Here is a 23,155-nt window from a genome sequence, read left to right on the forward strand (position 1 = left end):
CAGAACGACTGACCATCGTGGCCATGGGGCGTCAGTCCCGGGCACTAGTCTCGTTCGCCCGGCAAGGAGCCGGTGAATCCAGGGGGAGCACGAGACCGTCATGCCCGACAACCACACCGGATACCTGATCTCAGTCGTCGACGAGGATCCACTGCGCGCCCGCAAGGATGCGCGCGACCTCCTCGCCGTGCTTGCCGAGGAGGACCCCACGGTCAAGCTTGACCTTCCCGGGTCCGGCAGTCCGGCAGGGGTCGGCGACAAGGGCGGACCGTCCGCCGAGACTGTCGGGCTCGTGCTGAGCGCCGGTTCGTTCGTCGTCGGGCTCCTACAGACATGGCTGGCGCGGGTCCCTCAACGCACCATCGTGGTCAAGCGGCCCGACGGTGCGGTCCTGCAGATCACGGGCAAGGAGGCCCGTGAGGACGACACGTTGGTCGAGCGGTTCCTCACGGACGACGGCACGACGGCAGGCTGAGCGGCGATGACCGACAACGACCGGCACGCGTTACTCGTCGGCGTCTCCACATACGACAGCGAGACATACGCCGACCTTCCGGCCGTACGCGCCGATGTGCACTACATGCGGGCCGTCCTGGAGAGCCTTGAGATCGGCATGTACAACGAGTGCGCGGTGGCCGCCGAGCCGACTCGGGCGGAGATGCTGCACGCCGTCGAAACGTTCCTGGAAGCACGGCAGCCCAGCGAGACCGCGCTGCTCTACTTCAGCGGGCACGGCGAGTACTGCGAGCAGGACGGGCAGTTGTACTTCCTGACCCGGGACACCGACCCGGCCGATCTGCCGGGCACGGCCGTACCTGCGGAGTTCCTGGAGCGGATGCTCCAGTCCTGCCGGGCCGCCTCCAAACTGGTCCTGCTGGACTGCTGTTCCAGCGGGTCCGTCGTCCAGGGCTGGACCGCCAAGGGCCCGTCGGGGGAACCGGACCGGTCCGCGCCAAGCACCCTGCTGCGACCGACCGGGGTGTATTTCATCACCGCGTCCGACGCCCTCCAGGCGGCCTCCGCGATGGCGCCGCCCGGGTCGGGCCTCGGCACCTCCCGGTTCACCGGGGAGATCGTCGAGGGGCTGCGCAACGGCCGGATCAAGGAGGGCGGCTGGATCACCCCGGACGACCTCTTCGACTACCTGACCACCCAGATGACCCGCGACGGCGTTCCGGAGGAGCAGCGGCCCACCAAGTCCACGATCAGGGCCACCCGGAGCCTTCCTTTCGCCCGGTCGGTGGCACGGCCGGTGCGGCTCCCCGCGCTCCCCCACAACGGCGCCGGCACCACCCAGCGCTCGCCCGCGCTGCTGAAGGCCCGGGAACTCGCGGAGGTGGACGAGCGGGACGGCGTCGACCGGCAAGGGCTGCTGCGGTACTACGCGCACTGCCTCACCGCGCAGGCGGCGGCCGGAATGCGTCCGGACCGGGACAGCGGCCGGAACAAGAAGTACTTCCTGCTGACCCAGGGCGAGGAGACCATCCAGTCGGGGCGCGGCCCGCACATCGTCGCGCCCGGAGCGCTGCCCCTGCCAGAGGGGCGCAGCGGGTCGGACACCGAGGCGGGGAAGCGGCAGGAGTACTGGTACGGCTATCCGGCGATCACGCTGCCGGCGCGGGACGCCGGCCGGGGGCGGCGCGCGACGGTGGAGCTGGCTCCGCTGCTCATCCAGCAGATGGAACTGGCGCCCGACGAGGAGGGCCGCGACGTGCTCCGGCCCAGCGGTGTGCCGTCCCTGCACAGCGGCGTCATCTCGGAACTCCTGGACGCCGGCGACGCGGCCGACCTGGTCGCGCGCTGGCAGCCGGCCTGGCAGGAGGGCAATGACGCCCAGATGCTGCGCGCCATAAGGGACTTGCTGGACGAGCTGGGGCTGCCGGAGCTCGAACCGCTGGACCCGTCCGCGCTGAGCGACCGCACGGTGATGCAGGCGCTGCGGCCCGGCGCGCACAACGCGGCTGTGCTGCTGGTGCCTTCGGGCGCGGAGACCATGGCCACCCAGGCGCTGGTGGAGAACCTGCTCCAGATCTCGACGCGGACGGAGCAGATCGCGGGCACCGCCCTGGACGCGCTGCTGAACGGCGGGGCCCGGCAGGTGTCGGCCCCGACCGCCGTCGCGGCGAGCCCGGTGACGCCCGTCGCTCCGGGACCGTGCAACGAGAGCCAGGAGCTGGTGATCTCATCGGCGATGACCCAGCCGCTGACCGTGGCGACCGGACCGCCCGGCACGGGCAAGAGCGAGGTCGTCACGGCGGTCGTCACCACCTGCGTCGCAGCGGGGCAGTCGGTGCTGGTCGCCTCCACGAACAACGAGGCCGTGAACGTCGTCGCCCAGCGCTGCGACGACATCGCGCCAGGCCTGCTCATGCGGACGGGCAACGCGGAGGCACTGGAACGGGAGGCGGCCAAACTGGAACAGCTCCTCGCCGAACCGGACGGGGCGCCGCGGCGCGGGTCGGCCACCGTGGGCGGAGAGCTGCGCAACACCCGGGGAACGGCCGACCGGCTGCGGGTACAGGCGGCCCACCACGTCGGCGAGGAAGGACAGTTGCTGGAACTGCTCCGCGACCGGGATACGCTGGCCGCGGCTCTGGAGCTGCCCCTGCCCCTGCTCGAAGGGGCCTGGGCGACCGACGTCGACGGTGTCGCACCCCTGGGCCGGTGGGCGGAGCGGGCGCGGATGACGGTCGGCGCCCGCTGGTGGCAGCTTGGATCATGGCGGCGCGGGCGGGCGCTCGCCGCGCTGGTCGCGGCGGCGGAGTGCCCGGACGGTGCCGGACCTGCGTGGCCGGAGTGGTCGACGGGACGACCCGTGCCGCCCGAACTGCTTGAGTCCCTGGCCGGGATCGTGTCCGTGGAGCGGGAGGTGCGGGAACTCGTCCACCACCACAAGGAATGGGACGAGGAAGGCCTCAAGCGATCCCGGCTCGCGACGGCGGAGGTGCTGTCCGGGCTGTCGGCGGAACTGTCACGTGCGCTGTCCACCGAGGCACTGAACCGGGCCACCGGGCTCATGAACCAGCGGCTCCAGGCGCTCCGCCGCCGTTCCGGCTACCAGCGCAGTCAGAAGAACCTGATGACGCACATCAAGGGATGGGCCGTCAGCACCCACTCGGTGCGACAACTGGAGCTCGCCCCGAAGCTGTTCGACCTCGTGGTCATCGACGAGGCCAGTCAGTGCTCCATCCCGTCGGTGCTGCCGCTCCTGTTCCGGGCCCGTCGGGCACTGATCATCGGGGACCCCATGCAGCTCGGGCACATCCCCGGCGTGTCACCGCAGCAGGAGCGTCAGGCACGGGTACGGGCCGGGCTGAGCGCCGCGCAACTGGAGCACCACCGCCTCACCTACCACGTGTACTCCTCGTACCACGCGGCCGAACAGCACGGCGACAGCGCGCTGCTCCTCGACGAGCACTACCGCTGCCACCCGCGGATCGCGGACGTCGTCAACGGCCACTGCTACGGCGGTCGGTTGCGGGTGCTGACCGACGTGCGGCGGCAGGTGCCGGCGCACGACCCGGTGGGAGCGGCCGACCCGGCACCGGTGCTCGGGTGGGTCGACGTACCCTCAGGGGAATCGGCGCGCGGCGGCGACGGACAGTCCTGGCGGAACCCGGAGGAGGCGGTAGCCGTCCGCAGCGTGGTCGACGGACTGCTCGCGGGACTTCCGCCGGACGCGACGGTGGGAGTGGTCACGCCGTTCCGGGCACAGAAGGAGACACTGGCGCGGATGTGGCGGGACGACGACCGTGTCAGGGTCGGAACCGTCCACACCTTCCAGGGCGGACAGCGGGACGTGATGGTGCTCAGCCCAGTGGCCACGCACAACACCCCGGAGCGGACGACCCACTGGGTCGCGAGCCAGGTCAACCTGTGGAACGTGGCGGTCACCCGAGCCAAATCGCAGCTGATCACGGTGGGAAGCCGCGCCTTCTGGCAGGACCAGAGCGGCCTGCCCGCCCTCCTCGCCGGGCGTTCGGCACCGCTGGGACCGGGCGACGACGGTACGACGGCCGCGGCCGACGCGTCCGGCCCGGTGACCGAGGCCCGCGCGGACCTCGTCGACCGTCTGCAGCAGTACCTGGCCGGACGGGGCATCACCGATCTGGAGCGGGCCGTCCTGGTGGGTGGCCATCCGGTGGATCTGCTGTTCACCGACGCCGGCGAGAACACGGCGGTGCTGATCGATCCCGGCCCTGCGCCCGGAGCAGATCCTGCACGGCACCTTCGGCTGACCCACGCGCGAGGCGACCTGCTCACCGGACTGCCCTCCGGGGGCCACGGGGCCAAACCCTGCCCCGTGAGCCGGACGGTGCGAGTGCCCGCCTGGCGGATCCTCGTGGGCGAGACCGCGCTGGCACCGCTGCTCGGCTGAACTTCGGACAAGGCTGCCGGGCCAGGACGATCAGGCCCGGCGGCCCTTCCCGCCGCCGGGCAGACTGCGCACGACGTACGTCATGTACTGAGGGTTTCGCCCCCGCAGCCACTTCGTCGGCCGTCTCCTTCGGCGAGTCGGCCAACTGGTACGCGCTGTCGTTCGTCCAAGGGGTCCAGCGATGTATGAGAGCGGCCCACACCGCTCCGCCGCCTCTCCTGCGCCAAGGCGTACGGGTGATGGCTCGTTGATGTCCCAACCCCTCCGACGGATCCCGTCCAGTTATTCGGCGATGTCGACGCCATAGCCACGGGCCAGTTCGGCCAAGTCATAGTCGTAGCCCTGCCCGACGGCGCGCAGCCTCCAGCCTTCTCCTCGGCGATAGATCTCGGCGAGGATCATGGTGTGCTCGGTGGTGGCGGCGTCGAGGGTGGCCCGGGCGGTCGGAGCAGCACCGACCCCGCAAGTGGCGGTGATCTCGATGGCGCCGACAGCGGAGAAGGTCGCGGCACCATCGATCGAGGCGGCAATGACCACCCGGTGGATCTCCAGGGGCAGGCGCTCCAGGTCGGCGGTGACGGCCTGCTCCGTCGGTCCGTCCGTGCCGAGGCTCACAGTGCCATCGGGGTGCTCGGGTGCGCCGTAGAAGACGAAGTCCTCATCCCCTGGCACCTGTTCGTGCACGTCGACCGCGAAGGCGACGACGTCCACGTCGCAGACGGTCTGCTGACGCCATGTGGCGGCCACCGTCCAGGCTGAGCCGGTGTCGGACAGGTCGATGACAGCCCCTCGGACCAGTACCGCTGCCGCGTCCGGCGGAATTCCGGCCGCGTGCTGCGACGGCGCGGGCATGAGCATGGTGGGTGTGACGAGCCAGGCCGCGTCGTGGACGGGGAGGCCGAGCGCGGCGATGCGACTCATGCGCCGGTCCGCTTCGCCGCCGGGCAGCACGACGACGTCGGACACGCTTGCGGAGAGGTTGACCGCCGCGGAGGCTCCCTGGGCGACGGCACGCGCACGTGCCTCCGCGGCCTCGTCGTGGTTGCCGCCCAGGACCAGGACCCTGCGCCCGGTGAGTGACTGGTCCGCAGTGGCAGGAGTTGGAGTCGGTGCCTCAGTCCGCTGCGCCGGAAGACTCGGCGTGGGCGCAGCCGGTGCGGCGGGTACGCTCGCGGGCGTCTCCACCGTACGTCGCTGCCGGGCGGTGCCTTTGGCCTGGCCGGGCCGCACGCTCTCCAGCAGCCGCAGATAAGTCGGCTCATCCACGACCGGAACGCCCTCGTCCGCGGCGCGATTCAGTTTGGCGGATCCGGTGCCGGGGTCGTTGGTGACGACGACGCTGGTCCGGCCGCTGACCGACGTCATCACGTTCAGCCCGGCCGCCACCGAGCGGGCGACCAGTTCCTCACGGGCGACCCGGGTGTCCCCGGTGATCGCGACCTTCATGCCCTGCACGAGGGCCCCACCCGGCTCCAGCCGTCCCGGATTGCGGTACCCGCAGGGCGTCTTGGGGACGTACGGCTTGTAGTCCTGACGCGGCGGGCAGTCCAGAAGCGGCAGGGACAGGCCCAGCTGTTCGGCGGCACTCAACGAACCGCGCAGAATGCCGGAGAGCACCCGTACGTCGTCCTGCGCGTCGTGGGCTTTCTCCTGGCGCACGCCGTAGTACTGGGCGAGCGTGCCCAGCTTGAGGTCGGGCGTCGCGGGCCCGACCAGGCGGTTGAGGGCCAGCGTGCACAGCCGCCTGCCGACCGGCACCCAGGACCGGACGTGAGCGAACTCGTGAGCCAGGAAGTCGTAGTCGAACTGCGCGTTGTGGGCGACCAAGACACGGCTGCTGAGCAGCTCCCTCACCTGCGGCGCGATCTCCTCGAAGGTGGGGGCACCTGCGAGCCGGGCGGGGGTGAGGCCGTGGATGTGCACCGGGCCGGGATCGCAGCCCGGGTTGAGGAGCGTGGAGAACTCCCCCGTCTGGTTGCCGTACGCGTCCAGCGTGAGGACCGCGAGCGACAGGACGCGGTCCCGTCCGGGTCGCAGCCCGGAGGTCTCCACGTCCACCAGCGCCCAATCGTGGGAGTAGTCGGGAAGGGTGGGCCACTTCGGGCTCGACGACAGCAGGCCCATATGAGGCTCCCCTCCCCCGGGGTGCGGCGGGCAGCACACCCTCCCCACAGTGATGATCAATCAGTGAGATTTTCGCACGCACCGGGCGCCGTTCGTCATGGTTCCGCCACGGAGAGCCAAACCCACAGCAGGCAAGCCGATCCTCCGCGGTGCTGCCCTCGTTCTGATGGGCAACCACCGCATCTCCCCCATGCCAGAGATCCGCGCCAACTGCCGCCTCCTCCTAGATCCTCAAGTGGGTGGTCTGGAGGCACTGTTGTTCTCCAGACCACCCAGCACGCCAGGCACGCTCGGCAGCAACTTAGACGTCGTCTCATTTGGCGAGTCTGCGGTAGCAGATGAGGCTGCAGGCGATGGCGGTGAAGGCCAGGAAGTGTTCGGCCTTGCGTTCGTAGCGGCGGTCCAAACGGCAGCAGCCGCCCAGCCAGGACATCGTGCGCTCGATCGTCCAGCGATGCCGGCCCAGCCAGGTGGAGGACTCGATGCCCTTGCGGGCGATGCGGTGCCGGATACCTCGCTTGCGCAGCCATCGGCGCAGGTGGTCGTAGTCGTAGCCTTTGTCTGCGTGCAGCTTGGCGGGCCGTCGTCTGCGCGGGCCGCGGCGGGAGCGGATCGGCGGGATGCCGCGCACGAGCGGCTTGAGTGCCTGGCTGTCGTGCAGGTTCGCGCCGGAGATCCCGATCGAGAGGGGTAAACCGGTTCGCTCGGTGATCAAGTGGATCTTCGAGCCTTTCTTGCCCCGGTCTACAGGATTCGGACCTGTCAGGTCCCCCCTTTCAGGGCCCGCATGTTCACCGAGTCGATCGCGCAACGCGACCAGTCCAGGTCTCCGCGCGAACCCAGTTCGTCGAGTGTGACGCGGTGCAGCTTCGCCCAGACCCGGGCGGCGGTCCACTCGGTGAAGCGACGGTGCGCGGTCGGACCCGACGGGCCGAAGACCGGCGGCAACTGCCGCCAGGTGCAGCCCGTCGTGGCCACGAAAATGATCGCGGCCAGCACCTCACGATCCCCATACCGGCGCCGACCGCCGCCCTGCGGCCGTGATGGAGCGGGTGGGACCACTCGCTGAAACAGGTCCCACAGTTCGTCCGGCACCATGCGTTCGACCATCACCACACGGTGCAGACTACCCAGCATTCCAAATGAGACGACGCCTAAAGATCAAGCTAGGCAGATGACTGCAAGAAGATCTCTTCTTCTGCGAGAGGCGCGCGCTCCCCGCCCGGTGGTCCGCTGCAGGCAGGACAGCCAGACATCAACCCCGCAGGCTCATGGGGTAAGAAGACATCCGTACCGAGCCTCCCAGGCCGCCGCCCAGCACGCGTTCCTCGCCCTCGCGCAGCCCGACGATGCGAAGACCCGCATACCCAGTAGAGGATCCTCATCAACGGCAAAACGGCTCTGACGGCAGCCTGACCTCACCTGCGAGGTGCCGCCGGCGAACGAGTGACGGCCCGGGAGGGGATTCCCCTTCCGGGCCCGGCCTGGGCAAGCAGCAGCGAGGGGGTGGTGACGCCGGCGACCAGCCCTGGCCCCGGGGTTCACCCCCAGTGCTCCTCCCGGTACCGCAGGAGGTCATCGCCGTGCAGCTGCTTTGTGGCGTTACCGACCCTGACCCAGAAGTCGGTGGCAGCGTTACCGCCCTTGGCGGGCTTGGCGAACACGGCCTTGCCTGACGCGGCTACGCTGACCCGGCAGACGAGGCGGCCGGCCACCTCCGGGAAGCTGATCCGCACAGTGGCCGCGGTCGGAGCCGACAGGTTGTCATCGAGAACCTGTCGTACGAAGAGTTCGTAGCCGTCGGTATCGGACTGCTTAGGCAGAGTGGACAGATCGTCATCGATCCCGAGTACGGTGCCGTCGTCCCCGACGCCGACGAACAGATTGCCGCCCTCCCCGTTGAGGAAGCCGCAGACCGTCTTGACGAGATTGTTCTGGAGGGACTTCTCGTACTTTCGTTCGTGCACGTTCCAGCGGGCGCTCGCCTTGAACTCGGTGCTCTGGGACTCGCCGGCGGCGATCAGGTCGGCGGGCGCGGTGGGCACGTACGGCGGGCGGTCAGCGGCGAGCGTCCCGAATGCCTCCCGTACCACCTGGGCAATCAGCTGACGGCGCCGTTCGAGGAAGACCGGGTAGTCGAGCTGCTCCCAGCCGACGGGTAGCGCGTGCCACCGGGTCTGCCGCCTGACCACCTCCGGGGCCATCGCCTCGGTGAGCCTCGGCCAATAGATGTGAGGTGCGTCGGTGCTGCCCTTCTCGCTGACCGGCCACGTCACATATGCCATGTTGGCGATGGCGTTGACCTGGCGTTTGTCGGTGATGCCAAGATCGGCGAGGGGCTCGGGGTAGAACAGACGGTCCCGTAGGACCTTCTTGGCGGGCTGGGCCGCGGGATCCATCAGATCGCGGATGCGCTGGTCGCCGAAGAGCAGCTCGGCGTCCAGGATGTTCAGCGCGGCCTGGTAGGCGAACACCACCGGAGAGTACGACGACAAGCTGTCGAGTCTGTTCGGCAGGGAGATGTCCCAGTAGTCACCGGTGAAGTGCGCGGAGATGATCCGGTCGAGTTCCGCGGCGAAAGCCCGGCTGTCACCCTGCGGCAGACCACCGATCCGCCCCAGGTCGAACTCCATCTGCGATTCAGGGGAGTTGGAGTAACGGCCGGTGGTATGCACCATGAAGAACCAGCGCGCGATCACTGGACGCAGTTCCTCGGTCGACAGCCCGAAATCGTGCCGTCCGATCAGCCACAGCGCGTAGCTGTACAACAGGGCGGTGTCAGAGGTGATCATCTTACGGCTGCGGAAGCCTGCTGCGTTGACGCACTGGAAGAACTCGTGCCAGCTGGTCAGGTCGAGGACCTGCGTGTGCGCCTGCGCGAGCCGGTCGAACTGTACCTGGCGTCGCTCGGCGGAGACCTTCCCGGTCTCGAAGTCTTTTCCGCGCAACACGTTGTAGACGTGCTGGAGCCGGGCGCGCCGGAAGGCCACGGCGACGGCGACGCGCAGAAGCTGGTCCGGGCTGGGGTCCAGGAACGGGTTGCGCGGGGTTGGTCCGGGAAGCCCCGCGACCACCGCGGCGCGGCAGAAATCCTCCAGTTGACGTCGGCCCTTCTCCCAGTGGACCGACATCAGCGTGAGGATGAAGTCGGACTGGTTGAGCTTCACCCCCTGGAAGTTGATACGGACAAAGATCTCCGCCACCTGCTCCTCGTCGGCCGAGGCGTCCAGCTCCACCACCTGGAACCGGAAGTCGTGCAGGCCCCGGACCCTATCGATTCGCTCCTCCAGCTCGTCCTTCCTCACGGTCGGCAATGGTTCGCCCGCAGCCTGTTCGAGCCGCTGGAAGAACTCCCGGACGGCGCCCCGGTGTCCGCCCGGAGCCCAGAGCATGGTGATGTCCGGGATGTAGGCGGGGTCCCGCTCGATCGCCGCGTCCGTAACCTCGAACGTTTGATCCTCCGGGCGGAACGCGATCCGCATCGTGACCTCGTCGAAGGACTTGGTTACGACCTTGCGCCCGGTGAGCACGGCAAACAGTGCGGTAAGCCGCTGCTGCCCGTCCACGACCAGCCGTTGCGGCGCCCGGTCGCTCGTTCCCGTCCCGATCTGCCGGGTCCCTACCTCCGCTCCGGTCTCCCAGAACATCAGGGTGCCGATCGGGTAGCCGCGGTACATCGAGTCGAAGAGATCGCGGGTCTTCGTCGCAGACCAGACGAACGGCCGCTGGATGTCGGGGAGCCCAATCCTTCCGCCCTCAATGTCCTCTATCAGGTGCCGAAGGGTGTAACCCGTGTCGCGGTAGAGAGTGGGTGGCACGGTCAGGGGCTCCTCGCGTCGGCGGGTCAGAGAGGGCAGCTGCCTTCGCTTGCTTCAGCAACTGAGACAACCGAAGAAGAAGGACAGCATCAGACTCCTACCACGTGAGCTGCACTGGTCGCAGGTGAGTTGAGGTGCCCACGGCTGACCGCTGGGCGGCGGTCGCGTCCCAGGCGCTGCTCCAGCAGCAGGGCCTGGCTGCACAGCCCAACGGGCTCCCATCGGACCCAGATCCGGACCAGGCCTGGACCAGCCACCGCCCGATAACCGCACCAGGCACAAACCCCCCAGGTCATGTGCGTGCATCTGCCGCACCACCAGCAGACGTAGAACCTCCTGATGGTCGCAGCACGGCACACCCCGTATCAGACGGAAAGCGCGGTGCGAGGCGTTCAGCGACGACACCTGGCCTTGCCGACTCTCCGCAAGGCGACGCGCGAGGCCCGTTGATCCGTACCTGCGCCTGCCTCAACGACGTCTCAGGTCAGCGTTCACTTGGTCTCCGGCAATTCCGCGAGGCCCTGCACGAGCAACTGAGCCTCGAAAGGAACTTCGCAATACAACCTGACTGGGCGTCAAGAGTGTCCGCAAGAGCTCTGCCACAGCCGCCCACAGACGGCCCCCATGGAACCGCCGCCCAACCCGACCCGAGGCAACGCGGTCGACCGCGAGAGGCATTGTGCGGCTCGCCCTCAGTCGACAGCATCACCCAAAAAACAGGAATGCCTGCAGGTCAGCGCACTCTTCCCCGCGGCTTCAACGGCAGGGGCGGCAGCTCCGGCGCGGGCAGCGGGGCGCCGTCGTACCCCTTCACCTCGCCGAAGCGGGAACCCGTCATCCAGTCCGCGCGGGCCTGTTCGATCTCCGCCTGGGAGCGCCCGATCCAGTTCCAGAACATGACGAGTTCCTCCTCGAAGGGCTCGCCGCCCAGGAGCATCAGGCTCGCGTCCGACTCGGCGCGCAGCGGGAGTTCGGTGCGGCCGCAGCCGAGGTAGAGCATCGATCCGGGCAGGACCGGCACCCCGTCCACGTGGGCCTCGCCGGACATGGACAGGACGGCGTACTCGAAGTCCGGTTCCAGCGGGAGGCGTACGTCCGTGCCGCGGGTGAGGGTCAGGTCGGCGCCGACGATGGGGGTGTACGCCGTGCCGGGTGACCGCGCGCCGTCGAGATCACCGAGGATGAGCGTGGCCGCCAGTCCGGGAGCCGTGATCTGCGGCAGCTCGGCGTGGTGCTCGAAGTGCGGTTCGGTGTGGCGGTCACCGTCCGGGAGGGCGACCCAGAGCTGGGCGCCGTGCAGGTAGCGGGCGTGGGACTTCGGGCTCTCCTCGGAGTGGCTGATCGCGCGGCCGGAGGTCATCAGGCCCAGCTCGCGGGGGCGGATCGTCTGGAGGCTGCCGGTGGAATCGCGGTGCAGCACCTCGCCCTGGTGCAGCCAGCTCACCGTCTGCAGACCCATGTGCGGGTGCGGGGGGACCTGCATGCCCGGCTCGTCGGCGATGTCGTCGGGACCGTAGTGATCGACGAAACACCAGGCGCCGACCATGCGGCGGCCCAGGTTGGGCAGCAGTCGGCGCACCTCGCTGGATTCGCCGAGCTTGACGCGGCGGGGGCTGAGGAGTTCACGCACCGGTTCCGCCACCACGAAGCCGCGGCCGCCGCACAGAGCGGGAACCGCCTGACGATCAAGATTGCTCATGACGCCCAACCTAGACCCGTGCGGGGATTCCCGTCAGGCCGTCCCCGGCCCGCGGCGACGGGTGCGTCACGGGCGCCCAACAGGATGTCAGCAGGCACCCATGCGAGCACCCCCGCCGGCATTCGCAGGCACTCCGCTGACGGTCCGGCAGGGCGTCCGGCAAAGAGTCCGGCAGGGCGTCCGCAGACAGTTCAAAAATAGTAGCCATGGACATAGTAGCCATGTACTGTATCTGTCATGAGTACGGCATCCGAGGGCGCGACGCCCGGTTTCCTGGTCTGGCGACTGTCCATGAAGTGGCGGGTCGCGGTCGACCGCGCGGTGGCGCCGCTGGGCCTGACCCACGCCCAGTACTCGCTGGTGGCCTCGCTGTACGGCATGCGGCGCGACGGCGAAGGCCCAAGCCAGCGGCGCCTCGCCGACCGGACGGGCCTCGAACCGCTCTACGTCTCCAAGCTGGCGCGCGCGCTGGAGAGCGCCGGCCTCGTGGAGCGCACCCGCGACCCGCGCGACCCGCGCGCGGTGCAGCTGGCGCTCACCGAGGAAGGCCGTGAGCGGACCCGGCAGGCCATCGAGGTCGTCCAGGGCCTCCTGGGGCAGCTGCTGGCGCCGCTCGGAGGCCTGGACAGCGCACGCACACAGGAGTTCAAGCGCGAGCTGACGACCCTGCTCGACGTATCTCTCGACCCGACGAACGAGAACCTGAAGGAGCAGTCATGACCACCACCACTCCCCTGCTCGACCCCCGCGTCATAGCCCTGGCCCACTACGCGGGCCGCGCCCTTCTCGAGAACGTGCTGGCCCGTCACGGCGCGACCTTCCAGCAGTCCGTCACACTCCGCGTGGCCGCCGTCGCCGAGGGGCCGGTCGAGCAGGAGGGCATCGCCGGGGCCGTCGTCGGCGCCCTCAAGATCGACGCGGCGGAGGCGCACTCCGTCATCGACGGACTGATCGCCGCGGGACTGCTGGCCCCCGAGGGGCCGTCCCTGGTGCGGATCACGGACGCCGGGCGCGAGCTGTACGACCGGACGTCCGCCGAGACCGCCCCCATCTCCGCCCGGGTCTACGCCGGCATCCCCACGGAGGACCTCGCTGTCGCCGGTCGTGTACTGAGCCTCATCACCGAGCGGGCCGACGGGGAACTCGCAGCCCTGGCCAAATAGTGGAATATTCAACCACCCGGGCCTGTTGTCGGCGTCGAAGTCGAAGGAGGCCCCGAGTGGAGACGACGTACTACGACCACGGAACACCGGCGGAGCGCTGGGAGCGCGCGCAGATGTTCTTCGACGCCAAGGAATACACCACGGCGGCCCGGGTCCTGGGCGGACTGGTCGAGGAGGTGCCGGAGCAGACCGGACCGCGGCTGCTGCTGGCCCGTTCCTACTACCACTCGGCCCAACTGCGCCGCGCCGAGCGCGAGTTGCGGGTGATCGTCGAGCGCGACCCGGTCGAGCAGTACGCCCGGCTGATGCTCGGGCGCACACTGGAGCGGCAAGGGCGGCACGACGAGGCCGAGCCGCATCTGCGCCTGGCATCGGCGATGGCGGGCGACTTCGAGTAGACCCCACGCACACTGGGCCCGGTTTCCGCGCGGAGACCGGGCCCGTCCGCGTCTCACACCGCCGCGGTGTCCTTCCCCCGCCGGTGCGCGATCTCGCCGAGGATCACGTCGGCGACGATGAAGCCGGCCAGCGGTATGCCGAGCAGCGGTACGAAGTAGCCGACGACGGCGACGGCCACCACGCCGGGCACCAGGATCTGCGGCGGTACCTGCTGCCAGGCGCCGCGCGGGATCGGCCGCCCGAAGGAGGAGCCCCGGCCGCGCTGCCACCACATGCGGTAGCCCCACACGATCAGCAGGACCAGCGACAGCGCGAGAAGCATCAGGGCGATCTGGTTGACCAGGCCGAAGAGGAGCCCGGTGTGCAGGTCGATGCCCCAGCGGGTGAGCTTGGCGAGGAACGGGTGGTCGTCGAACCGCAGCACGTCGGTCACCTCGCCGCTGGTCGGGTCGACCGCGACCGCGTCCTGCTTCTCGGGCCAGCTGCGCTGCACCTGCCGTACGACATAGGTGGACGACTCGTCGGCGGGCGGGACGATCTCGACCGGGTCGCCGAGTCCCTCGGCGCGGGCGGCGGCCAGCACCTTGTCGAGCCCGACGCCGTGCTCGGCGTCCCCTGCCGAGGCGGACGCGCCGTGACCCGAGTGGTCGCCGCCCGCCGCCGAGGAGACCGACGGGGTGGACTGGCCCAGCGAGGTGCGCAGTTCGTCGATGTTCGCGCCGGCGTACGTCGACCAGGTCAGTCCGGTCGCCGACAGGAAGAAGAAGCCGGCCGCGGCCCACACACCGATGTTGCCGTGCAGGCCGAGGGTGCGGCGCCGCCCGCTGGTGCCGCGGAGCTTGCGCAGGGCGCGGCGGCGGGTGAACCACAGCACGATGCCGCCGCCCGCGATCACCCACAGCCAGCTCGCGGCGAACTCGCTGTAGAGACGGCCCGTTTCGCCGAGGTGCAGGTTGCGGTGGAGCTCGCTGATCCAGGTCCGCAGCGGGAGCGCACCGCTGGAGCCGTACTGCTCCAGCGCGCCCTCGACCTTCCCGGTGTACGGGTCGACGAACACCGCGAGGGTGTGCGTCGGGTCGACTCCCTTGACGCCCGACAGCATCACCCGGGTCGTCGCGTCGGCCTCGGGCGAGGGCCGTACGGCCGAGACGGTGCCCTCGGGGTGGGCCTTGCGTGCGGCGGCCACCTGCTCGGATATCGGCAACTTGCTGTCGCCGACGGCGGAGACGGTCATCTCGTCGCGGTAGGCGATCTTCTCGGCCTGGAAGGAGCCGGCGTACAGGAAGCCGGTGACGGCGACGACGAACAGGAAGGGTGCGACGAACACGCCGGCGTAGAAGTGCAGACGCAGCACGAGCGGGCGCAGCGGGGCCCAACTGCTGCGGGCCGGAGCCGGCGCGGCCGGTTGCGGGGCCTCGTCCGTGGGGGTCGGGGGTGCAATGGACATCGGCGGCTTCTCCGGGGGCTGGGGACGGTAGCGGTCCAGTAGTCGGAGGGAGGAGCCGCCGAGTTCCCGGGAGATGAAGTGACCTGCATCACACAGATGTCCCGCGGTATCCGGAGCACCATGGCATCCTGGCGCGATGGCAACTCCACTTCACCGCCCGCCCCTTGCCGAACTCGTCGAGGAACTCCTGGCCACGGACGGCCCGCTGCCGATCGTGGCGGCCGGTGAACCGGTCCTGCGGCGCGGCACCGAGCGCTACGACGGCCAGCTGGACGCGGCGCTCCTGTCCCGTCTCGTGGAGGCCCTGCGCGTCACCATGCACGCGGCCCCGGGCGTGGGCCTCGCCGCCCCGCAGGTGGGTGTCCCGCTGCGGATCGCGGTCGTCGAGGACCCGGCGCCCGTACCGGACGAGGTACGGCTGGCCCGCGGGCGGGTGCCGCAGCCCTTCCGGGTACTGGTCAACCCGTCGTACGAACCGGTCGGCACCGAGCGGGTCGCGTTCTTCGAGGGCTGTCTGAGCGTGCCGGGCTGGCAGGCGGTGGTGGCGCGGCCCGCCGAGGTCCGGCTGACGGGCGAGGACGAGAACGGACGGCCGGTGGACGAGGTGTTCACCGGCTGGCCCGCCCGTATCGTCCAGCACGAGACGGACCACCTGGACGGCATGCTGTACCTCGACCGCGCGGAGCTGCGCTCGCTGTCCTCGAACCAGGCGATGGCCGAGCGCTGGACGCAGCCGACGCCGGAGCAGGCGGCCGCGTCCCTGGGCTTCGAGCTGCCCCCTCAGTTGTCCCGGTAGGCCTCCAGCAGCCGCAGCCACACCTCGCTGATCGTCGGGTACGACGGGACCGCGTGCCACAGCCTGCTGATCGGGACCTGGCCCGCGACCGCGATCGTCGCGGAGTGGATCAGTTCACCGACGCCGGGGCCGACGAAGGTGACACCGAGCAGGATCTCGCGTTCCAGGTCGACGACCATGCGGGCCCTGCCCCGGTAGCCCTCGCCGTAGAGGCTCGCGCCGGAGACGTTCGCCAGGTCGTAGTCGACGGCGCGGACGCGGTGGCCCGCCTGTTCGGCCTCGGCCAGGGAGAGGCCCGCGGAGGCCGCCTCCGGGTCGGTGAAGACGACCTGGGGCACGGCGTCGTGGTCGGCGGTCGCGGCGTGGGCGCCCCAGGGATCCTCGTGGACCGGGGCGCCCGAGGCGCGGGCGGAGATCGCGGCGCCCGCGATACGGGCCTGGTACTTGCCCTGGTGGGTGAGGAGCGCGCGGTGGTTGACGTCGCCGACCGCGTAGAGCCAGTCGCTGCCGGTGACGCGGAGGCTGTCGTCGACCTCCAGCCAGGCGCCGGGGTCCCGGCCGACCGTGTCCAGGCCGATGTCGTCGGTGCGCGGTGCGCGGCCGGTGGCGAAGAGGATCTCGTCGGCCTCGATGCGGTCGCCGGTGCCGGTGACGACCACGACCGTGCCGTTCTCGCGGGTGACCGACTCGACCGAGGTGCCGGTGCGGACGTCGACGCCCGCCTCGGTGAGGGACTCGGCGACGAGCTCACCGGCGAACGGCTCCATGCGGTTGAGCAGGCCCTTCCCGCGTACGAGAAGGGTCACTCGGGAGCCGAGGGCCTGCCAGGCCGTGGCCATCTCGGTGGCGACCACTCCCCCGCCGACCACGACGAGGCGTCCGGGCGCCGACTGGGCGCTGGTCGCCTCGCGGCTGGTCCACGGTTTGACCTCGTCGAGGCCCGGCAGGTCGGGCAGGACGGCCCGGGTTCCGGTGCAGACTGCCACGGCGTGCCGGGCGGTCAGCACCTTCTGCCCGCCGTCGGGGCCGGTGACCGTCACCGTGCGCTCTCCCGTGAGGCGGCCGTGGCCGCGGTGGAGGTCGGCACCGATACTGTCCAGCCAGTCGACCTGGCCGTCGTCCTTCCAGTTCGAGGTGAAGTAGTCCCGGCGCGCGAGGACCGCGGCCGCGTCGAGAGGGGCCTGCACCGAGGCGCTCAGACCCGGCAGGCGGCGCGCGTCCGCCTGCGCGATCACCGGCCGCAGCAGGGCCTTGCTGGGCATACAGGCCCAGTAGGAACACTCTCCGCCGACCAGTTCGCTCTCCACGACCGCGGTGGAGAGGCCGGCCGCGCGGGTGCGGTCGGCCACGTTCTCCCCCACGGGCCCGGCACCGAGCACCACTACGTCGTAGGTGCTGTTCGCGATGTTTTCCGTTTCCGTCATGGGGCCAGTCTGGTGGGTGGTGTGCGCCCGGGCCACCAGGGGTACGCGCGCCGCACACCGAGTGGTGACAGCCGTGGAATACCCGGCCGGGCGGCCGTGTTGTGCCGACGGCTTCGCTCCGAGACCAGGAAGAGGGATCACGTCATGAGCAGCACCGTGGAGCTCACCAAGGAGAACTTCGACCAGACGGTCACGGAGAACGAATTCGTCCTGATCGACTTCTGGGCGTCCTGGTGCGGGCCGTGCCGCCAGTTCGCGCCGGTCTACGAGAAGGCCGCCGGGGAGAACCCCGACCTGGTGTTCGGCAAGGTGGACACCGAGGCGCAGCCGGAACTGGCCGCCGCCTTCGGCATCCAGTCGATCCCGACGCTGATGATCGTCCGCGACCAGGTCGCCGTGTTCGCCCAGCCGGGCGCGCTGCCCGAGTCCGCCCTGACGGACGTCATCGGGCAGGCGCGCAAGCTGGACATGGCCGAGGTCCGCAAGGCGGTGGCCGAGCAGCAGGCCCAGGCCGAGCAGAAGGGCGAGTAGCCCGCCGAACCCCGACGGGCTCGCCGCACTTTCCAGAAGCCGTGCTTTCCGGAAGCCGCACTTTCCGGAAGCCGCACTTCCCGGAAGCCGTGCTTTCTAGAAGGGGTACGACGCCACGTCCGCGCGTACGGTCGTCCAGCGCACGTCGGTGAAGGCCTCCACGTTGGCCTCGCCGCCGAAACGGGCGCCGGTGCCGGAGGCGGCGATGCCGCCGAAGGGCGCGACGGCCTCGTCGTTCACCGTCTGGTCGTTGATGTGCACGATGCCGGTCGGAATGCGCTCGGCGAGATCGAGACCGCGGGCCGCGTCGCCGGTGACGATACCGAGTGAGAGACCGTACGGACCCGCTGCGGCCAGGGCGGCGGCCTCGTCGACCGTGCTGAAGGACCGGACGGGCGCGACGGGGCCGAAGACCTCCTCCGCGTAGGCGGGCGTGCTGTCGTCGATGCCCGCCAGGACCGTCGGACGGTAGAAGAGCTTCTCGTGGGTGCCGCCGGCGGCCAGCTTGGCGCCCTGGGCGGTGCTGGCGTCGACCAGGCCGCGAATCTTGGCGAGCTGGTTGTCGTCGATGATCGGGCCGAGGTGGACCTGCTCCAGGTTCGGGTCGCCGACGGCGAGCGAGTCGGCCTTGGCGGCCAGCCGCTCGACGTACTCCTCGTACAGCGAGGCGTGGACGAGGTGGCGGCCCGTCGTCATGCAGATCTGGCCCTGGTGGAAGAAGGACCCCCAGGCGGCCGTGGAGATCACGGCTTCCAGGTCTGCGTCCTCCAGGACGATCAGGGCGGAGTTGCCCCCGAGTTCGAGGTGGGCGCGCTTGAGGTGGCGGCCGGCTGCCTCTCCCACCGCGCGGCCCGCGGCGGTCGATCCCGTGAAGGAGATGACCGGCACGCGCGGGTCGGCGACCAGTGCCTGGCCGACGTCCGGGCCGCCGGGCAGGACGTGCAGCAGGCCTTCGGGCAGCCCGGCCTCGGCGAAGACGGCGGCGAGCGCGAGGCCGCCGCAGACCGCGGTGCGCGGGTCCGGCTTGAGGATGACCGCGTTGCCGAGCGCGAGGGCCGGGGCGACGGAACGGATCGAGAGGATCAGCGGGGCGTTGAAGGGCGCGATGACGCCGACGACGCCGACCGGGACGCGCCGGGTGTAGGACAGCCGGGGCGCCTCGCTGGGCAGGACCTGGCCCGCGGGGCGGGAGGCGAGGGCGGCCGCCTCGTAGCACTCCTGGGCGGCCACGTGCAGTTCGAAGTCGGCCTTGCCGGGGATGGACCCGGACTCGCGGACGATCCATCCGCGCAGTTCCTCGGCGTGCGCGGAGAACAGGTCACCGGCCTTGCGCAGCACCCCGGCCCGGACGAAGTGCGGGAGCCGGGCCCACTCGGTCTGGGCCGCGCGGGCGGCCTCGGCGGAGCGTTCCACGTCCTCGGCGGTGGCGAGGTCGACGGTGGCGAGGGTGTCACCGGTGGCGGGCTCGGTGACGGCGTACTCAGGTCCCGAAAGGGGGTGGGGCTGCCAGCTCTTGGGGTCGAGCAACGACATGACGGCTCTCCGTTCGATCACCGATGGGACTCACACCGGGAGCGGTAGTCCCGTGTAGTTCGCGGCCAGTTCGGCGGCCGCATGGCGGGATGCGGTGATGCGGCGCAGCCGCGCGAGCTGCACCCTGCTCTCGAACGCATCCCCATCTTGTTGAGCGTGCAACATCCTAGTCATGTCATACGAGAACCGTGTGGCCTGCCACACACGAGAAAGACACAACTCCGAATATCTGTCGATCAGTTGTGTCGATCCGGTGCGGTGCAGATCCGTCAGGGCCCGGGCGAGGACGGATACGTCCGACACGGCGAGGTTGAGCCCCTTGGCCCCGGTCGGCGGCACGATGTGCGCCGCGTCGCCCGCGAGCAGGAGACGGCCGTGACGCATCGGCTCGTGGACGTAACTGCGCATGGGGGTCACGGACTTGGCGGTGACCGGGCCGCGCTCCAGCGTCCAGTCGGCGTCGATCGCGAAGCGGGCGGCGAGCTCGTCCCAGATCCGGTCGTCGGACCAGTCGTCCGGGTCGGTGCCGTTCGGCACCTGGAGATAGAGCCGGGAGACGGCGGGCGAGCGCATGCTGTGCAGGGCGAAGCCGCGCTCGCCGCGCGCGTAGATCAACTCCTCGCAGGACGGCCGGACATCGGCGAGGATCCCGAGCCAGGAGTACGGGTAGCCGTGCTCGTACGTGCGGCTCGTCGCCGCCGGGAAGGCCGCGCGGGCGATGCCGTGGAAACCGTCGCAGCCGGCCACCCAGTCGCAGGTCAGCGACTGCTCGCGGCCCTCGTGCAGGAACCGCACGACGGGTGCGTCGCTCTCCGGCTTCTCGATTGCGAGGGCCTCTGCCTCGAACAACAGGGGTGGCCCGTCGGCGAGTTGGAGCGCGACGAGGTCCTTCACGATCTCGGTCTGGGCGTAGATCGTGACCGTGCGGCCACCGGTGAGGACGGGGAAGTCGATGTGGTGCCGCTCCCCCGCGAACCGCAGCTCGATGCCCTGGTGGACCAGGCCCTCGCTCTCCAGGCGCCCGGCCGCGCCACACGCGCGCAGGGCGTCGACCGTGCCCTGCTCCAGCATGCCCGCCCGCTGGCGCTGCTCGACGTAGTCCCGCGTCCTGCTCTCCAGGACCACGCAGTCGATGCCGGCGCGGTGCAGCAGACGGGCGAGGAGCAGTCCTGCGGGGCCGCCGCCGATGATCCCGACCGTGGTGCGCATGGCAGGCCTCCCTGCGTCAGCTGGAGTCGCGGTGCACCACCGTGGCGCCCAGCACCGTGTGCGTCTCGGGCGCGGTACCCGGCTCGCGCACCGCGCGGTCGACCAGTTCGGCGAGGTCGCGGCCGGACGGCAGTTCGATGTGGACCGTGCTCAGCCGGGGCCTCAGCAACCGCCCCAGCAGCAGGTCGTCGGCGCCGATCACCGCGATGTCCGCCGGGATGCGCACGCCCTCGTCCTGAAGTGCGCGCATTAACAGCATGGCGTACTCGTCGTTGTACGCGAACACGGCGTCGAGGCCGAGATCCCGCCAGCGCGCGGCGAGCTTGGCCGCGGCCTGCTCCTCATAGGCGAGGGGCAGCTCGACGAGGGTGGCGTCCTCCTTGTCGCGCAGAGCCCGGCGCACGCCTGCCAGGCGGGGCAGCGAGAAGGCTCGAAGGCCCGCCTCCTCGGGGACCACGACACCGACGCGGCGACGGCCGCGGGCGTAGAGGTGGGCACCCGCGCAGTGGCCGACGTTCTCGTGGTCCATGAGCAGGGTGTGGGCGCCCTCGACCTGCTCGGGGCCCATGGTGACCACTGCTCGTGCGCCGGAGCGCCGGAGCAGGGAGACACCCTGCGGGCCGAGACCCGCGCCGGGCACGAGGACGGCGACCGGGCGCAGTTCGGCCCAGGCGCGGGCGGCCTCCTCGCCCCGGAGGCCGACGCTGCCGTACTGCACGACGGTGTAGTCCAACCGGCCGAGCGCCCACTGGAGTTCACTGATGAACTGGCTGTAGAGCGGGCCGACCGGGATGGACGGGGCGGGCATCAGGACCATGCGGCTGTGGCCGGCTCGCAGACTGCGGGCGGCCGCGTGCGGGACGTACCCGAGTTCCTTGGCGGCCTCGTGGACGCGGCGGCGGGTGGGTTCGCTGATCCGGACGGCGCTGGTGTTGTTGAGGACGTAGGAGACGGTCGCTCGCGAGACGCCGGCCAGGCGGGCCACATCGGCACTCGTCGGAACCGAGCGCGTCGCCGGGGAAACGGGCGCGGGCGTTTTCGGTATCTGCACCATGACGGTCGTCATCTTTGCAGAAGCTGTGACGGTGTAGCGGACCGGGGCGCGGCCCCACCTCACCGTGAAGGATCGGTGCAGGTGAGCCGGGTGACCAGGTCGTCCCAGCCCTTCTCCAGGCGTTCGAGCGGCATTCCGCGCCTGCGGGTGAGGTGGTGGACGGTGGCGGGGTCGAGGAAGCCCATCAGGGTCTGGGCGAGCAGTTCGCAGTCCGCGTCGGGGACGGCCAGGCGCAGCAGCAGGGTCACGTGGCCGTGGTGCACCTGGCGCGGGGCGGGGGTGAAACGGCGCTCCGGACTCGGCTCGGCCGCCAGCAGCAGGTCCATCTCGTCGACGGACCGGCGCAGGAGGGCCCGGCCGAACGCACGCAGCCGCTCGGCGGGCGGCGCGCCGGGGCCGAGCGGGGCGGGGCCGCCGAGGAACGCGGCCTGGAACTTCCGCTCGGAGTGGTCCAGCAGTGCCGTCAGCAGACCCGTCCGGTCGCCGAAGCGCCGGAAGACGGTGCCCTTGCCCACCGAGGCCGCCGCGGCCACCGCCTCCATCGTCACCCCGGCCGCGCCGTGCTCCGCGACCAGGCGGGAGGCCGCCTCAAGAAGCCGCGCCCGGTTGCGCGCGGCGTCGGCGCGCAGGCAGGGCTCGTCGTCGGGGAGGCCGAGCTGGAGCAGCTCGGGCTGCCCGTCGGAGTCGGTGGGGGTCGGCAGCGGCGGCAGGGGTGGCAGGACGGCGGACATGAAATCAGCGTAAAGCAGCGGGAAGAAAACTGGACCGGGGTCCGGTTAAGGATGTAGAACATTAAGCGGACCCCGGTCCGCATCATTACGGCAGTGTTTCATCTCCCTTGGAGTTCGCATGTCCGTTCGCATTCTCGCTCTCGTCGGAAGCCTCCGCGCCGGCTCGCACAACCGCCAGCTCGCCGAGGCGGCCGTCAAGCACGCTCCCGAGGGCGCGGATGTCGTGCTCTACGAGGGGCTCGCCGACATCCCGTTCTACAACGAGGACATCGACGTCGAAGGCGCCGTCCCGGCCGCCGCGGCCAAGCTGCGCGAGGCCGCCCAGGCCTCCGACGCGTTCCTGTTCTTCTCCCCCGAGTACAACGGCACCATCCCGGCCGTGCTGAAGAACGCCATCGACTGGCTGTCGCGTCCGTACGGCGCGGGCGCCTTCGCCGGCAAGCCGGTCGCCGTGGTCGGTACCGCGTTCGGCCAGTTCGGCGGCGTATGGGCCCAGGACGAGACCCGCAAGTCCGTGGGCATCGCCGGCGGCAAGGTGCTCGAGGACGTCAAGCTGTCCATCCCGGGCTCCGTGGTCCGCTTCGCCGAGACCCACCCGGCGGACGACGCGGAGGTCGCCGCGCAGCTGGCCGAGGTCGTCGCGCAGCTGCACAGCAACGCGGGTGAGGTCGCCGCGGCCTGAACCCGCGGCGCGCAACAGCGCAACAGGGTTCTTCCAGGGGTCGGAGTCTCTTCGGGACTTCGGCCCCTCGCGTCTGTCCGCGGGTCGGTGGGCGCCGGTTCGGGCAGGGCCGAGGCGGGCGCCCGGCCTTCAGGCGCGTGCGGGGAACGGGCCGCGGCCGCCGGCTC

General features: G+C 70.5%; 18 protein-coding genes. 8 read left to right on the top strand and 10 right to left on the bottom strand.

The window, feature by feature from the left end:
• Positions 1–100 precede the first annotated feature (100 nt).
• Both ACZ48Z_RS09795 and ACZ48Z_RS09800 read left to right on the top strand, forming a co-directional pair.
• The gene (locus ACZ48Z_RS09795; RefSeq protein ID WP_468735292.1) at positions 101–475 is read left to right on the top strand and encodes an effector-associated constant component EACC1; all 375 of its coding nucleotides are present in this window, start codon (positions 101–103) and stop codon (positions 473–475) included.
• A gap of 6 nt (positions 476–481) precedes the next feature.
• On the top strand, positions 482–4,378 hold the full coding sequence (locus tag ACZ48Z_RS09800; RefSeq protein WP_468735293.1) for a caspase, EACC1-associated type: 3,897 nt from the start codon (positions 482–484) through the stop codon (positions 4,376–4,378).
• Between the two features lie 282 nt (positions 4,379–4,660).
• Here ACZ48Z_RS09800 and ACZ48Z_RS09805 read toward each other — a convergent pair whose 3' ends face one another.
• The 4 genes from ACZ48Z_RS09805 to ACZ48Z_RS09820 form a co-directional block, all read right to left on the bottom strand.
• Complete coding sequence (locus ACZ48Z_RS09805; protein WP_468735294.1) at positions 4,661–6,502, bottom strand: TerD family protein; 1,842 nt, start codon at positions 6,500–6,502, stop codon at positions 4,661–4,663.
• A 313-nt stretch (positions 6,503–6,815) separates the two neighbouring features.
• Positions 6,816–7,612 (bottom strand): IS5 family transposase gene (locus ACZ48Z_RS09810; RefSeq protein ID WP_468735635.1). Its coding sequence is split into 2 segments (ribosomal slippage): positions 6,816–7,274 and positions 7,277–7,612, totalling 795 coding nucleotides; the frame shifts between segments, so codons are not numbered across the junction.
• Positions 7,613–8,043: 431 nt separating this feature from the next.
• The gene (locus tag ACZ48Z_RS09815) at positions 8,044–10,320 is read right to left on the bottom strand and encodes a GmrSD restriction endonuclease domain-containing protein (protein ID WP_468735295.1); all 2,277 of its coding nucleotides are present in this window, start codon (positions 10,318–10,320) and stop codon (positions 8,044–8,046) included.
• 733 nt (positions 10,321–11,053) lie between these two features.
• Positions 11,054–12,019 carry a pirin family protein gene (locus ACZ48Z_RS09820; RefSeq protein ID WP_468735296.1) on the bottom strand — a complete coding sequence of 322 codons (966 nt, stop codon included), beginning with the start codon at positions 12,017–12,019 and terminating at the stop codon, positions 11,054–11,056.
• Between the two features lie 237 nt (positions 12,020–12,256).
• On the opposite strand from ACZ48Z_RS09820, the gene ACZ48Z_RS09825 reads away from it, so the two are divergent.
• The 3 genes from ACZ48Z_RS09825 to ACZ48Z_RS09835 are packed head-to-tail and all read left to right on the top strand — an operon-like array spanning position 12,257 to position 13,580.
• Entirely contained in the window at positions 12,257–12,739 is a 483-nt protein-coding gene (locus ACZ48Z_RS09825; RefSeq protein WP_468735297.1) for a MarR family winged helix-turn-helix transcriptional regulator, read from the top strand.
• A complete protein-coding gene (locus ACZ48Z_RS09830; protein WP_468735298.1) occupies positions 12,736–13,182 on the top strand; it encodes a MarR family transcriptional regulator in 447 nt (148 codons plus the stop codon). Before ACZ48Z_RS09825 ends, ACZ48Z_RS09830 begins: the two co-directional genes overlap by 4 nt.
• A gap of 56 nt (positions 13,183–13,238) precedes the next feature.
• A complete protein-coding gene (locus ACZ48Z_RS09835; RefSeq protein ID WP_468735299.1) occupies positions 13,239–13,580 on the top strand; it encodes a tetratricopeptide repeat protein in 342 nt (113 codons plus the stop codon).
• 53 nt (positions 13,581–13,633) lie between these two features.
• Here ACZ48Z_RS09835 and ACZ48Z_RS09840 read toward each other — a convergent pair whose 3' ends face one another.
• Complete coding sequence (locus ACZ48Z_RS09840) at positions 13,634–15,028, bottom strand: PepSY-associated TM helix domain-containing protein (protein WP_468735300.1); 1,395 nt, start codon at positions 15,026–15,028, stop codon at positions 13,634–13,636.
• Positions 15,029–15,164: 136 nt separating this feature from the next.
• On the opposite strand from ACZ48Z_RS09840, the gene ACZ48Z_RS09845 reads away from it, so the two are divergent.
• Positions 15,165–15,824: a peptide deformylase gene (locus tag ACZ48Z_RS09845; protein ID WP_468735301.1), complete on the top strand. Its 660-nt coding sequence runs from the start codon at positions 15,165–15,167 to the stop codon at positions 15,822–15,824.
• On the opposite strand, the gene ACZ48Z_RS09850 is transcribed toward ACZ48Z_RS09845, so the two are convergent.
• Entirely contained in the window at positions 15,809–17,248 is a 1,440-nt protein-coding gene (locus ACZ48Z_RS09850; RefSeq protein ID WP_468735302.1) for a dihydrolipoyl dehydrogenase family protein, read from the bottom strand. The two genes, ACZ48Z_RS09845 and ACZ48Z_RS09850, sit on opposite strands and share 16 nt — an antisense overlap.
• 144 nt (positions 17,249–17,392) lie before the next feature.
• On the opposite strand from ACZ48Z_RS09850, the gene trxA reads away from it, so the two are divergent.
• Positions 17,393–17,779 (top strand): thioredoxin, encoded by a 387-nt coding sequence (gene trxA, locus ACZ48Z_RS09855; RefSeq protein ID WP_468735303.1) that lies wholly within the window; start codon positions 17,393–17,395, stop codon positions 17,777–17,779.
• A gap of 96 nt (positions 17,780–17,875) precedes the next feature.
• Here the strand turns inward: trxA and ACZ48Z_RS09860 are convergent, their stop codons facing one another.
• The 4 genes from ACZ48Z_RS09860 to ACZ48Z_RS09875 are packed head-to-tail and all read right to left on the bottom strand — an operon-like array spanning position 17,876 to position 22,324.
• Complete coding sequence (locus ACZ48Z_RS09860) at positions 17,876–19,312, bottom strand: benzaldehyde dehydrogenase (protein WP_468735304.1); 1,437 nt, start codon at positions 19,310–19,312, stop codon at positions 17,876–17,878.
• 30 nt (positions 19,313–19,342) lie between these two features.
• Positions 19,343–20,521 (bottom strand): 4-hydroxybenzoate 3-monooxygenase, encoded by a 1,179-nt coding sequence (locus ACZ48Z_RS09865; RefSeq protein WP_468735305.1) that lies wholly within the window; start codon positions 20,519–20,521, stop codon positions 19,343–19,345.
• Positions 20,522–20,537: 16 nt separating this feature from the next.
• Positions 20,538–21,575, bottom strand: a complete 1,038-nt coding sequence (locus ACZ48Z_RS09870) for a LacI family DNA-binding transcriptional regulator (RefSeq protein ID WP_468735306.1) — start codon at positions 21,573–21,575, stop codon at positions 20,538–20,540.
• A gap of 59 nt (positions 21,576–21,634) precedes the next feature.
• Entirely contained in the window at positions 21,635–22,324 is a 690-nt protein-coding gene (locus ACZ48Z_RS09875; RefSeq protein WP_468735636.1) for a TetR/AcrR family transcriptional regulator, read from the bottom strand.
• A 100-nt stretch (positions 22,325–22,424) separates the two neighbouring features.
• Here ACZ48Z_RS09875 and ACZ48Z_RS09880 point away from each other — a divergent pair, with 100 nt between their 5' ends.
• A complete protein-coding gene (locus ACZ48Z_RS09880) occupies positions 22,425–22,988 on the top strand; it encodes an NAD(P)H-dependent oxidoreductase (protein ID WP_468735307.1) in 564 nt (187 codons plus the stop codon).
• The last annotated feature ends 167 nt before the right edge of the window (positions 22,989–23,155 follow it).

The sequence above is a fragment of the Streptomyces sp. NPDC031225 genome (assembly GCF_055570355.1).